A 12,402-nucleotide genomic window follows, 5' to 3' on the forward strand; every position below is an offset into this window, starting at 1 on the left:
GTTTAAAAGTGTCGCAATGAGTATACAAAAACTTTACAAATTTTGGCTCAGAACTAGTTTAGCCTTGACAAGCTTTTATTGCCTGACTGGTACAGATTTAGCTCAAGCACAATCGATTACTCCAGATGCGACACTTCCTACACCCACAGAAGTAACTCCAACAGCTACAGGAGTAGAAATCACTGGCGGAACAGCAAGAGATATTAATTTATTCCATAGTTTTCAGGAATTTTCTCTACTTAATGGTAACGAAGCTTTCTTTAACAATGCTAGTACCATTTCTAATATTATTACCAGAGTCACTGGTGGTCAAATTTCGACCATTGATGGTTTAATTAGAGCTAATAACGCTAATTTATTCTTTCTCAATCCTGCTGGTATTCTCTTCGGCCCTAATGCTAGCTTGAATATCGGTGGTTCTTTTTATGGTAGTACGGCTGATAGTTTGATCTTTCCTGAAGGAGAATTTAGCGCAACCAATCCCCAAGCTCCTCCAATTTTAACGATTAATGCGCCAATTGGGTTAGGTTTTCGGGATAATCCTGGTGAGATTAATGTCAATGGAAGTTCTCTGAGTGTAGATACAGGTGAAACCCTAGCTTTACTTGGTGGTAATGTCAATGCAGAAGGAGGAATCATCGCTGCACCTGGAGGAAGAATCGAGTTAGGGGGATTATCAACAGAAGGAACGGTAAATATTAGTGAGGATAGTGGTTTTACTTTTTCTGATGGAATAGCAAGAGCAGATGTATCTCTTTCCAATGATGCTTTAGTCAACGTAGCTAATCAAGGAGGAGGGTTTATTAATGTTAATGCTGGTAATCTAAATTTATCAGAAAGAAGTCAATTTCGTGGCGGAATAGCAGCAGGGTTAGATGCGACAGGTAATCCAGCAGGAAATATTAATATAAATGCGACTGGAGCAATTACCCTAAGCGGAGACAGTAGTGTACAAAATTTTATCGACGAAGATGCTATAGGAAATAGTGGTGATATTAACGTCACAGCAGATTCTTTAAGCTTAATTGAAGAGAGTTCTTTTGATGCTAGTATTTTTGGAACTGGAAATGCAGGAGCAGTAAATATTCAAGCCAATGACATTCTGCTAGATAATAGTACAATTTTCAACCAAGTAACCTCAACAGGAAATGGTAATGGTGGTGGAGTTGAGATTGATACAGCCAATTTGTTTTTGATTAATGGTGGTGCGGTTACTGCCACTACGTTTGGAAAGGGAGATGCAGGAATAATTACTATCAATGCCGACGATACTATTTTAATTGATGGTAGAACTCCCGATGGTGAGTTTATTAGTACGATTGAAAACAATGTCAGACAGGGAGCAGAAGGAGATGGCGGTTCAATTGAAATTGTCGCCAACAAATTATTTATCGCTAACGAAGCTGAAATAGATTCAAGTACAAAAGGACAAGGAAACGCAGGAGTAGTAAATATTCAAGCCAATGACATTCTGCTAGATAATGGTGGAATTTTTAACCAAGTGGCGGAAGGTGGAGAAGGCAATGGTGGTGGAGTCGAGATTGGGACAACTAATTTGTCTTTGATTAATGGCGGTATAATTAGTGCTAGTACTTTTGGACAAGGCAATGCAGGAGCAGTAAATGTTCAAGCCAATGACATTCTGCTAGATAATGGTGGAATTTTTAACCGAGTAGCTGAAGGTGCAGTAGGCAATGGCGGAGGAGTAGAGATTAAGACAACCAATCTGTCTTTGATTAATGGCGGTATAATTAGTGCTAGTACTTTTGGACAGGGAGATGCAGGAGTAGTAAATATTCAAGCCAATGACATTCTGCTAGATAATGGTGAAATTCTCAACCGAGTAGAAGAAAATGCAGTAGGCAATGGTGGTGGAGTCGAGATTGGGACAACCAATTTGTCTTTGACTAATGGCGGTAGAATTAGTGCTAGTACTTTTGGACAAGGCAATGCAGGAGCGGTAAATATTCAAGCCAATGACATTTTGCTAGATAATAGTACAATTTTCAACCAAGTAATCTCAACAGCAAAAGGTAATGGTGGTGGAGTCGAGATTGGGACAACCAATTTGTCTTTGACTAATGGCGGTAGAATTAGTGCTAGTACATTCGGACAGGGAGATGCAGGAGAGGTAAATGTTCAAGCCAATGACATTCTGCTAGATGATGGTGGAATTTTCAACCGAGTAGCTGAAGGTGCAGTAGGCAATGGCGGAGGAGTAGAGATTAAGACAACCAATCTGTCTTTGATTAATGATGGTGAAATAGATGCTAGTACTTCTGGACAGGGAGATGCAGGAGTAATTACTATTAACGCTATCGATACTATTTCTATATCTAACAGTAGTATTTTTAATGGAGTTGAAACTGGTGCAATTGGCAATGCGGGTGGGATTGATATTACTACGGTTAATTTAAATTTAACTAATGGCGGTGAAATAGATGCTAGTACATTCGGACAGGGAGATGCCGGAGCAGTAAATATTCAAGCCAATGACATTCTGCTAAATAATGGTCGAATTCTCAACCGAGTAGAAGAAAATGCAATAGGCAATGGTGGTGGAGTCGAGATTGGGACAACCAATTTGTCTTTGATTAATGGCGGTAGAATAGATGCCAGTACGCTTGGGAAGGGAGATGCAGGAGCAATCACAATTCAAGCCAATGACATTTTGCTAGATAGTAGTACAATTTTCAACCAAGTAACCTCAACAGGAAATGGTAATGGTGGTGGAGTTGAGATTGATACAACCAATCTGTTTTTGATTAATGGTGGTGCAGTTACTGCCACTACGTTTGGAAAGGGAGATGCAGGAATAATTACTATCAATGCCGACGATACTATTTTAATTGATGGTAGAACTCCCGATGGTAAGTTTATTAGTACGATTGAAAACAATGTCAGACAGGGAGCAGAAGGAGATGGCGGTTCAATTGAAATTGTCGCCAACAAATTATTTATCGCTAACGAAGCTGAGATAGATTCAAGTACAAAAGGACAAGGAAACGCAGGAGTAGTAAATATTCAAGCCAATGACATTCTGCTAGATAATGGTGGAATTTTGAACCAAGTAGACGAAGGTGGAGAAGGCAATGGTGGTGGAGTCGAGATTGGGACAACCAATTTGTCTTTGATTAATGGCGGTAGAATTAGTGCTAGTACTTTTGGACAAGGCAATGCAGGTTTAATCACTATTAATGATAGCGATACTATTTTTATTGATGGAGAAAATAGTCAGGGCGATTCTAGTGGTATTTTTAATGGAGTTGGCACTAATGCAGTTGGCGATGCAGGTGGAATTAATATTACTACGGCTAATTTAAATTTAACTAATGGTGGTGTTGTTAATGCTAGTACATTTGAACGAGGCAATGCAGGTTTAATCACTATTAATGCTAGCGATACTATTTTTATTGATGGAGAAAATAGTCAGGGCGATTCTAGTGGTATTTTTAATGGAGTTGACACTGATGCAGTTGGTAATGCAGGAGGCATCAACATTACTACGGCTAATTTAAATTTAACAAATGGCGGTGTTATTAATGTTAGTTCTTTTGGACAAGGAAATGCTGGTAGTATAGTTGTTGAAGCAAATTCTTTGACTCTTGATGCTGGAAAGATTTTTGCTGCTAACGCTCCATCACAACCTATTACAAACAATCAAACAGGTGGTAATATTAAGCTAACAGTAGCAGATAATTTAATCTTGCGAAACAATAGTCTGATTTCTGCTAGTGCATCTGAGAATGCTACAGGTGGTAACGTAACGATTGATGCGGGGTTTGTAGTTGCCTTTCCTAGCAATGAAAATGGTAATGATATTGTTGCTAACGCAGTACAAGGACAAGGAGGACAAGTTACCATTAATGCACAACAAATCTTTAATTTAGAAGAAAGAAAAGCAGAACCAGGAAATGGTACTAACGATATTGATGTTAGTTCAGAAGGTGGTTTAGCTGGTCAAGTTAATATTACAATCTTTAAAGATGATGTTCTTCGCAATGCTAGCGAATTGCCTAGAAATCCTGTTGAACCAGAGCAAACTGTTGCTCAAGCTTGTTCTTCTCAAGGTATAGCAGAAGGAGGAAATAGCTTTACTGTCACAGGAAAAGGTGGTGTACCTCCCGTACCTACTGAACCAATGTCTAGCGATACAATTTTACTAGGATCAGGTGAAGCTCCGGTGCAGGGAAGTCGAGGTGCAGAGGAGAGTTTATCAACTAATTCCTCTCATCATCAAAATCAGCAACCCAAGGGAATTTTAACTTCTCAGGGTTATATTGTTCCTGCACAGGGGATAGTTAAAACAGAAGATGGCAAGGTGATGTTAGTTGGTTATCCTGTCAATAATCTTAATCAACGGACTCCTGTTCAATCTCCTAATTGTGTTGACACTCCGCGCAATAAATTGACGCGGATTCTTGGTTCACTGACAGAGCTTACCACTAACAACTTTCGTTCTTAGTACCAGAGGCTCTCATCTCCCCAAGCTTTACTTGCTTGCACAAGCTGTTCGGGTATGCCCTACCCTACAGTTTCCTGAAAATGGAAAATTCTATTACCTCTGGTTTAATCCTTAAAGATTTTACCTATTAGAGGTTTACCCAATAGAACCCTATATCTTTAGTTTTCGTGGTGCAAGTGATATCGATTAGATATCTAGGTTTTTAAAGAGGTTGATTACCTTTGCCTCTAAAACAATATTATAAAAGCCAGGAACTTTATTTTATGAAGATTTGGTGTCGAAAATGTATAGTTCACTGCCAATTTTAATTGGCAACGACCAGAGCAATCCGTGCTTTAAAAAGACACGGTTTTACGGTCAACAAGGATAAATCTTAGGTAGAGAACAAAGTAAAAAGCCAATTAGAAACAAAGCCAGAATGATCTTACTTTTCCGACCGAATTATACAGCAGCGATCTCCGCTTCGCCGAGGCGCATTGCGATCGCAGTCTAGGGGCGGGAGTTCAATTTACTTTGTGCGGAACTTTGTTAGGGGGTCATATTTGGCACGCTTTAAAATCGAAATCTGTTGGCGAAGTTTTCAGCAATTATGGCTGGATTTATTGTGTTAGCTGATTCTTAATTGACTTTTCGGATCGATCCTCCATGTTGTTTTGCCATAATTTCAGCCATTGGTTCAGAAGGAAATTTTCTTGCTTTTTCTAGAACAGGTTGAAAGTTACCTGAAGAATCTAAATAGTGAGTAAATAAACCAACTTGTTTGTAAACTATCCACATTATTGACTGATTTAGCGATCGCAAAAAAAAAAATTGGGGCGAGAATGAACTCGCCCTTGAGCAGATCAAAAAGATAAACTTGTTAAAAATTGGGCAATTGCTATGGTTAATTTAGAGAGCGCCTGCATTTGCTAGTCCAAGGATGACTCCTGCGCCCAAAACATGACCAAAACTAGTGGTAGCGAGTAAAGCTGGTACTCCCAAACCACCGAATAATTCAGGAGAAGGTAAACTTGGACCTGAATTAGGTTTTTGAATCGTAAATTTACCAATAGCGATCGCAATAATATTACAAACAATCATCACAATAGCTACTTTGGGATTCCAAGCTACTGTAGAAGGTACGTATGCTGCTGCTAATAAAGTTGAATAAACCAAATTGATTTCTCCTGTATAGCTTTATTTTTTATGTCAAATCGAAGATAATTTTAGTCCTTTACTAGACCCTGATATTAATCCGTGTTGCAATATTTAGTAATTAAGTAAAGTTTCTTAGCAATTATTTATATAATCAGATGCGTTTTAACAAAAATCCTTGCCAAAACCAACTTCGGTTTTAAATTTGATGGTAGTTTATGATTTAATTAAATACGAATAAGGGGCTGTGGCTCAGTAGGATAGAGCAAGCGCCTCCTGAATTATCGGGCATCATGAGGGAAACTTCATGAATGAATGTGGTCAAATTCAAGGAAACCTAAGTCTAGTTAAGATAAGGTAATCTTGAGCCAAGCACTATTATTCCTGGTAGTGAAGGTGCAGAGACTAGTTGTAGGTATCAAACAGGAAAATTTTATTCAGATTTCAATGCCTACAACATAAAGGCCACCACCTAAAGGCAAACTGTCTAAGGTGAAGAGATAGTCCAGAGAGTGAGGAAACTCACACCAATCTGAAGCGCTAGGTCGCCGGTTCAAATCCGGCCAGTCCCGTTTTTTTGCTGCTTGTACTCTTGATTTCAACACTAACTATGTCATTAGGTAATGAACCGTCAGAAATTTTAGAACAACTTTTGTTTTATAAAGGTCGTAAATTTAATTATGAAGTGATCAAATTACGTTTACCTAATGGAGTAGAAGGAAATTGGGAATGTATTCGTCATCCGGGGGGTGCTTTAGCTGTACCAGTTACCCGAGAAGGAAAGTTAGTTTTGGTTAGACAATATCGTTTTACTGTGCAAGGAAGATTATTAGAGTTTCCTGCTGGTACAGTAGAAAGTTATGAAGATCCAGCAGAAACAATTAAACGAGAGATTGAAGAAGAAACTGGTTATCGTGCAGGCAGTTGGAAGTCTTTAGGAAAGTTTTCTCTTGCGCCTGGTTATTCTGATGAATATATTTATGCTTTTTTGGCACAGGATTTAGAGAAGTTAGAAATTCCACCTCAACAAGATGAGGATGAAGATATCGAAGTAGTGTTGATGAGTCCCGAAGAATTAGAAGCAGCAATTTTAGCTGGCGAACCGATTGATGCTAAATCAATTGCTAGTTTTATGATGGCACGTCCTTATTTAAAATCAATCATAGATTAGTTTGTTTTGAACTAATTTGTTATTTCTTTTTAAAAGCTTTCCAAGTACCACCATAGCGGTAATTGGGATTATCGTGACTCACTTGTTGCCAACATTGAGGACAAACTAATACCCATTCGCCTTCGGGTTGATATTTAATGCGGTAGCGGATGTCGACAAGATGATTGCAGATAGTGCAAGATTTTAATTTTTTTGAAGACATTCTCAATAGCAACTACGACTCCAACAACAGTAGAATAGCTCATACATACCTATTGTTATCAAAAGCGATCGCATTATGAACCCTGCACTTTCTCAATTCGGTACTCAGATGTCCCAACTGACTGGAGTTCGGGCAATTATGAAAGATATCATCGAAACTTTGAGAAATAGTAATGGTAGAAAATTTATTAATCTTAGTGCAGGTAATCCAGTTATTTTGCCAGAAGTAGAACAGTTGTGGCGAGATTGTACTCAAGATTTATTGGCAAGTCAAGAGTATGGTGAAGTTGTCTGTCGTTATGGTTCTTCTCAAGGATATACTCCTTTAATTGAAGCGGTAGTTAAGGATTTTAATCAACGATATAATTTAAGTTTAAGCGATCGCAACATTTTAATTACTCCTGGTTCTCAAGCACTGTATCTCTACGCAGCTAATGCTTTTGGGGGACGTACGGTAGAAGGAAATCTTAGGCAAATTGTTTTACCTCTCAGTCCTGATTATACGGGTTACGGAGGTGTAACTCTCACTCCTGAAGCTTTGATTGCTTATCAACCTACTCTGGAAATTGACGAATTCCATCATCGTTTCAAGTATCGTCCTGATTTTAGTCAATTACAAATTACAGATCAAACTGGTTGTGTGATCTTTTCTCGTCCGTGTAATCCAACTGGAAATGTTTTAAGCGATGAAGAAGTAAATAAAATTGCAACTTTAGCAGCAGAATACAATACACCAGTATTAATTGATTCTGCTTATGCTTGTCCTTTCCCTGCCTTAAATTTTGCACCGATGACTCCTCAATTTGGAGATAATATTTTGCACTGCATGAGTTTATCCAAAGCAGGATTACCAGGAGAAAGAATTGGCATTGCTATTGGTGAACCAAAATTAATTCAAATTTTAGAATCGTTTCAAACCAATGCTTGTATTCATTCTTCTCGTTACGGACAAGCGATCGCAGCAAGAGCGATTAATTCGGGTGCTTTAGCGCAAATTTCAACTGAAATTATTCGTCCTCACTATCAAGATAAAATCGAAGTTTTAGAACAAACTTTAGATGAATATATGCCCTCAAATTTGCCTTGGTTTTTACATCGAGGCGAAGGAGCAATTTTTGCTTGGTTATGGTTAAAAGATTTACCAATTAATGATTGGCAATTATATCAAGAATTAAAAGCAGTAGGAGTAATAGTTGTTCCTGGTAGTACCTTTTTCCCTGGATTACGAGGTAATTGGCAACATAAACATGAATGCGTCAGAATTAGTTTAACTGCAACTGAACCCGAAATTACCAAAGCAATGAAACGTTTAGCTCAAGTAGTTGAAAAAGTTTATGTAGCGGTTAATAATTCTCAATTACCTGTTAATAGTTATTAGTAATTAGCGACCAATGAACAATCAAGAATTAAACAATGATTGGTTAGAAATCGGTACAATTGTTGCGCCTCAAGGTTTAAAAGGAGAACTAAGAGTTTATCCTAGTTCGGATTTTCCTGAGCGATTTTTAGAACCAGGAATACGTTGGTTACAAGATCCAAAAACAGAAGAAATTGAAGAGATAGATTTACTTCATGGACGTTATCTGGCTGGAAAAAATTTATATATTATTACTATTGATGGTGTAGAAGATCGAGAAACTGCCGAATCCTTAAAAGGGTATAAAATCTTAGTCGAACAAGGTGATTTACCTGAATTAGCAGAAGATGAATATCATGTTTCTGAATTAATTGGTCTGGAAGTATATCATCAAGAGACTGGGGAAAAAATTGGAGTAGTAACCGATCTTTTTACAGCAGGAAATGATTTATTAGAAGTTCGACTAGAGCAACAACCAATCCAAACAGAAAAACCTATTCGTGATCTTTCTGAAATTAGTAGAAGAACTAAACGTAAACAATTCAGACCAAAACCTGTTAAACCTGTAACAATTCTAATTCCTTTTGTGAAAGAAATTGTGACAATTGTAGACTTAGAAAAGGGCAGACTAGAACTTAATCCTCCTGCGGGCTTGTTAGAAATTTATTAAAAACAACAAGATAATTCCTTGATCCAAAGGTTAGATTTATAAGTTTTCTAACTCTAAGGTGGTGTAAGAAAAGATTTTGAGTTTTGAGCAAGTTTAATTTGTTTTGCTTTAGTTTGAAGGCATTGGTTTTTCTGGGGTAGATTCAGACTGCTGTTGTTGTAGCAATCTTTCTTGTTGTAAGCGTTTAAACTCTGAGGCAGAATTTTTGATATTATTTTCTGAATCTTGATTAAATTCATTTAAACTACGACCATTACTCAGGTTAGCTCGATGAATTAACTCCAAAGGATTAAAACCACCGTTGCCACTGCCTAAGAAAGGACTTTCTTCATTGGATTGATAACCTTCATTGGCGGGATTGTTAGATTGGGCTAAACTCGACTGTGCGATCGCAGTAACTAAGGTTAAACTAATTCCTAAACCAAGAATAGTAGTTAATTGAGTCAATTTATTTGGGATTAACATAACATACCAGTGAATAAAGAATAAAAGAAGCAGGATGGAGGAGTAAGGAAGTAATAAGGGCTTAAATCTTTGAGTGATTAAGCAAAACGACGGCGTAATAAAGGTTGAATCATTAACAAAATCAAAGCATCAAAAGCTAGTAAAACTAAAATTACACTGCTAAAACTTAAATCCAACCAAGGGGTATTCATGACGATACTATTAATGCCCCAATCACCATTAAGATAAACATAACGAATTGGTTCGATCGCATAAGTTAATGGATTGAGACTAGCAATTACTTGTAACCAATCTGCCATAAAAGTCAAGGGTGCAAGAGCAGTACTAGCGAATAGTAAAGGTAGATTCGTCACAAAGATCACGGCAATCAGTTCAATATGACCGGGCAAGGCAAAAGCTAAACCTAGACTTAAAGCAGTAACACCCAAAACAATCAAAAAGACAATTAAAGCGATCGCACTTAGTCCAGCAATGCCTGGTAAACCCGCACCCAAGAAGGCACTTGCTCCAACAATTACCGCCGTTTGAATAAATGCCAGGGTAATAATATAAATTGTCGAAGCTGCCACAATCGAGTAACGAGAAGCCAAGGGTGCAACTAATAAGCGATTGAGAAAGCCAAATTCACGGTCAAACATCACGGGTAAACCTGCATTTAATGCCCCAGAAAAGGCAGTAAAAACGATTACTCCAGGTGCGAGGAATTTAGCGTAACTGAGGTCGTTACCAAACAATCCTTGAGGGGCTTTGGCAAATAGTGCGCCAAATAATACCAACCACATAAACGGTTGAATTACACCAGCCATCAAAGTTGAAGGACGACGTTGCAGTTGAATAAATAGACGTTTGGTTAAAGCTAAAGTTTCTTGAAGAAAATCTCCCCAAGCATTATTTTGCGCTTCAGATTCCTGAGTGATAGTAGAGATAGGAGCTAGAATTGTCTCAATTTTTCCTGTAACCATATTATTTAAATTTGTTTGAATTCCAACACAAATAACCAAATTATTTCATTTGTTGTTTCTTTTCTTTCTTTTCATCTCTTGTTCCTGCTGCTGCTAACTCTGCATCCATCAAAGTTTGTCCTGTCGCAGCTAAATAAACATCATCTAAACTTGGACGAGATTGCGCCAAACTAAAAGCAGGTAAGTTAACTTGGGCTAAAGATTGTTCAATTTTACTTAGATAATTGTCACCAGACTGCACTACAAGATTGAGGGAGTTTCCTTGAGAAGTATTAATAATCACTTCTTCTACAAACGGTAAAGACTCTAAAATATGTTTAGCTTTGACTGCCTCTTCATCAGGAGTAAATTCCCGAATTCGGAGAGTAACGCGATCGCCACCAATTTTATCTTTCAATTCTGAAGGTGTACCCTCATCAATTACGACTCCTTTATCTATGATAGCCAAGCGATCGGCTAAAGCATCAATTTCTTCTAAGTAGTGGCTGGTAATTAAAACTGTTGTTCCAGCTTCTTTTAATTTACGTAAAAAGTTCCACACTACCATTCGACTTTCGATATCTAAACCAACGGTTGGTTCGTCTAAAACTAAAACTTCTGGTTGATGCAATAATCCTGCTGCTAAGTCAATGCGTTTACGGATACCACCTGAATATGTCCCAGTTTTTTGCTCGGCGTAGTTCCTTAAACCCAGTATTTCGATCAACTGATTGATTCTTTGTTTGATAACCTTTTTGGGAAGATGATAAAGTGCAGCTTGCAATTCTAATAATTCTCTGCCTGTTAATACCTTATCAATGGCAACTTCCTGGGCAACATAACCTAATCTCCTTCTAGCAGCTTTGGGTTTTTCTATGACAGGAATTCCACTTACCTCAATTCTGCCCCCGTCTGGTTTGGCTAGAGTACACAAACAGCGAATAGTGGTGGTTTTTCCTGCTCCATTTGGTCCGAGTAAACCAAAAATTTCTCCTGCTTTAACAGTGAAAGAGATATCTTTTACGGCTAAGACATCCCCGTAGCTTTTTTGTAAATGTTCAATAATAACGGCAGCAGCCATAGATGTTTTTATACCTAAGATCAGATCTCTTTGTTAATTATTGTAATAGGTTAGTTATCTAGGGTTGAAACCGAATTCATCCGTTGGAGTGTCAAAGCTTATACCTAACATTGCTAATTACAAAGCCACTTTTTGGGATAGTTGGCATTTTTGACAAACTAATTGCTAAATTTTGTTCTGGGAGATTATATTCCAAAGCTTGAGTAAGAAAATTCAGCGTGACTTTCATTACTTTGATCGTAATCCATTCTCCCGCACAGCGATGATTGGTGTAATAATCTCCTCCTCCTTGGGGAATAAAATTAAACTGACTTCCATTCCAATGACGAAATCGTTCTGGCTCAAAAGCTTCTGGATTTTCCCATATTTGAGGATCGTGATTAGTGCCGTATAAATCTAGTAACACCTTTCTTCCTTGAGAAAAATGATATCCTTGCCAATCAAAATCTTGACGAACTATAGCTGCTGTAAAAGGAAAAAACGGATAAAATCGGCGCACTTCTTGAACAAACCACTCATAATATTCGTTTTCTTCGCTATTTGGTAGTTTTTGTTGACATTCAGGATGTTCGTATAGAGCCAAGGCAGCAAAGGTTATGTATCTAGCGATCGCAACAATCGGTCGTATAATATTGATCAATTCAACAGCAGCAGTATGTTTATTGAGTAATTGCCCATCTAAATCTCGATGCCAAGCAATCACGTATGCTGCGCTATCTTCAGGTATTTTTAACTGATTATTACGCACCTGTTCAATAATATCTTCAATCCACTTTTCCGATTTTTGTCTGCTTAGTCTTCCTTGCCAATGCTTTAAACCCACCGCTCCCGAAGCATCAATCATTGCCTCTAATTCCTTAGTTCTTTGTTCTACCTGCGATTCTTATTAAGATACAACTAAGATACAAACGCGATCG

General features: G+C 37.9%; 11 protein-coding genes. 4 read left to right on the top strand and 7 right to left on the bottom strand.

From position 1 onward, the window contains the following. Window positions 1-16 precede the first annotated feature (16 nt). Window positions 17-4,465, top strand: a complete 4,449-nt coding sequence (locus tag STA7437_RS24815) for a beta strand repeat-containing protein (RefSeq protein ID WP_015193060.1) — start codon at window positions 17-19, stop codon at window positions 4,463-4,465. Window positions 4,466-5,083: 618 nt separating this feature from the next. On the opposite strand, the gene STA7437_RS26545 is transcribed toward STA7437_RS24815, so the two are convergent. Both STA7437_RS26545 and psaK read right to left on the bottom strand, forming a co-directional pair. Beyond that, window positions 5,084-5,242 (bottom strand): hypothetical protein, encoded by a 159-nt coding sequence (locus tag STA7437_RS26545; protein ID WP_015193061.1) that lies wholly within the window; start codon window positions 5,240-5,242, stop codon window positions 5,084-5,086. Between the two features lie 111 nt (window positions 5,243-5,353). Then, window positions 5,354-5,620 carry a photosystem I reaction center subunit PsaK gene (psaK, locus tag STA7437_RS08940; RefSeq protein WP_015193062.1) on the bottom strand — a complete coding sequence of 89 codons (267 nt, stop codon included), beginning with the start codon at window positions 5,618-5,620 and terminating at the stop codon, window positions 5,354-5,356. Between the two features lie 589 nt (window positions 5,621-6,209). On the opposite strand from psaK, the gene STA7437_RS08945 reads away from it, so the two are divergent. Next, the gene (locus STA7437_RS08945) at window positions 6,210-6,770 is read left to right on the top strand and encodes an NUDIX hydrolase (protein ID WP_015193063.1); all 561 of its coding nucleotides are present in this window, start codon (window positions 6,210-6,212) and stop codon (window positions 6,768-6,770) included. 19 nt (window positions 6,771-6,789) lie between these two features. On the opposite strand, the gene STA7437_RS08950 is transcribed toward STA7437_RS08945, so the two are convergent. Next, a complete protein-coding gene (locus STA7437_RS08950; RefSeq protein ID WP_015193064.1) occupies window positions 6,790-6,972 on the bottom strand; it encodes a hypothetical protein in 183 nt (60 codons plus the stop codon). Between the two features lie 75 nt (window positions 6,973-7,047). Here STA7437_RS08950 and STA7437_RS08955 point away from each other — a divergent pair, with 75 nt between their 5' ends. Both STA7437_RS08955 and rimM read left to right on the top strand, forming a co-directional pair. Next, complete coding sequence (locus STA7437_RS08955) at window positions 7,048-8,349, top strand: valine--pyruvate transaminase (protein ID WP_015193065.1); 1,302 nt, start codon at window positions 7,048-7,050, stop codon at window positions 8,347-8,349. Window positions 8,350-8,362: 13 nt separating this feature from the next. Further along, entirely contained in the window at window positions 8,363-8,998 is a 636-nt protein-coding gene (gene rimM, locus STA7437_RS08960) for a ribosome maturation factor RimM (protein WP_015193066.1), read from the top strand. A gap of 108 nt (window positions 8,999-9,106) precedes the next feature. Here the strand turns inward: rimM and STA7437_RS24820 are convergent, their stop codons facing one another. The 4 genes from STA7437_RS24820 to STA7437_RS08980 all read right to left on the bottom strand — a co-directional run bounded on the left by STA7437_RS24820 (window position 9,107) and on the right by STA7437_RS08980 (window position 12,329). Then, window positions 9,107-9,463, bottom strand: coding sequence for a hypothetical protein (locus tag STA7437_RS24820; RefSeq protein WP_015193067.1), 357 nt, complete (start codon window positions 9,461-9,463; stop codon window positions 9,107-9,109). 77 nt (window positions 9,464-9,540) lie between these two features. Then, window positions 9,541-10,425, bottom strand: a complete 885-nt coding sequence (locus tag STA7437_RS08970; protein WP_015193068.1) for an ABC transporter permease — start codon at window positions 10,423-10,425, stop codon at window positions 9,541-9,543. A 40-nt stretch (window positions 10,426-10,465) separates the two neighbouring features. Next, window positions 10,466-11,485 (bottom strand): daunorubicin resistance protein DrrA family ABC transporter ATP-binding protein, encoded by a 1,020-nt coding sequence (locus tag STA7437_RS08975; RefSeq protein WP_015193069.1) that lies wholly within the window; start codon window positions 11,483-11,485, stop codon window positions 10,466-10,468. 91 nt (window positions 11,486-11,576) lie between these two features. Further along, window positions 11,577-12,329, bottom strand: coding sequence for a cytochrome P450 (locus STA7437_RS08980; protein ID WP_051036043.1), 753 nt, complete (start codon window positions 12,327-12,329; stop codon window positions 11,577-11,579). Window positions 12,330-12,402 lie beyond the last annotated feature (73 nt).

The sequence above is a fragment of the Stanieria cyanosphaera PCC 7437 genome (genome assembly GCF_000317575.1).
GTDB classification, from domain to species: domain Bacteria; phylum Cyanobacteriota; class Cyanobacteriia; order Cyanobacteriales; family Xenococcaceae; genus Stanieria; species Stanieria cyanosphaera.

Bases quoted from the DNA above. Each gene is read 5' to 3' on its own strand.
- STA7437_RS08970 (WP_015193068.1), bottom strand. From the start codon at position 10,425: ATGGTTACAGGAAAAATTGAGACAATTCTAGCTCCTATCTCTACTATC.
- STA7437_RS08980 (WP_051036043.1), bottom strand. From the start codon at position 12,329: ATGATTGATGCTTCGGGAGCGGTGGGTTTAAAGCATTGGCAAGGAAGA.
- STA7437_RS08955 (WP_015193065.1), top strand. From the start codon at position 7,048: ATGAACCCTGCACTTTCTCAATTCGGTACTCAGATGTCCCAACTGACT.
- STA7437_RS24820 (WP_015193067.1), bottom strand. From the start codon at position 9,463: ATGTTAATCCCAAATAAATTGACTCAATTAACTACTATTCTTGGTTTA.
- STA7437_RS08950 (WP_015193064.1), bottom strand. From the start codon at position 6,972: ATGTCTTCAAAAAAATTAAAATCTTGCACTATCTGCAATCATCTTGTC.
- STA7437_RS26545 (WP_015193061.1), bottom strand. From the start codon at position 5,242: ATGTGGATAGTTTACAAACAAGTTGGTTTATTTACTCACTATTTAGAT.
- STA7437_RS24815 (WP_015193060.1), top strand. From the start codon at position 17: ATGAGTATACAAAAACTTTACAAATTTTGGCTCAGAACTAGTTTAGCC.
- STA7437_RS08975 (WP_015193069.1), bottom strand. From the start codon at position 11,485: ATGGCTGCTGCCGTTATTATTGAACATTTACAAAAAAGCTACGGGGAT.
- STA7437_RS08945 (WP_015193063.1), top strand. From the start codon at position 6,210: ATGTCATTAGGTAATGAACCGTCAGAAATTTTAGAACAACTTTTGTTT.
- rimM (WP_015193066.1), top strand. From the start codon at position 8,363: ATGAACAATCAAGAATTAAACAATGATTGGTTAGAAATCGGTACAATT.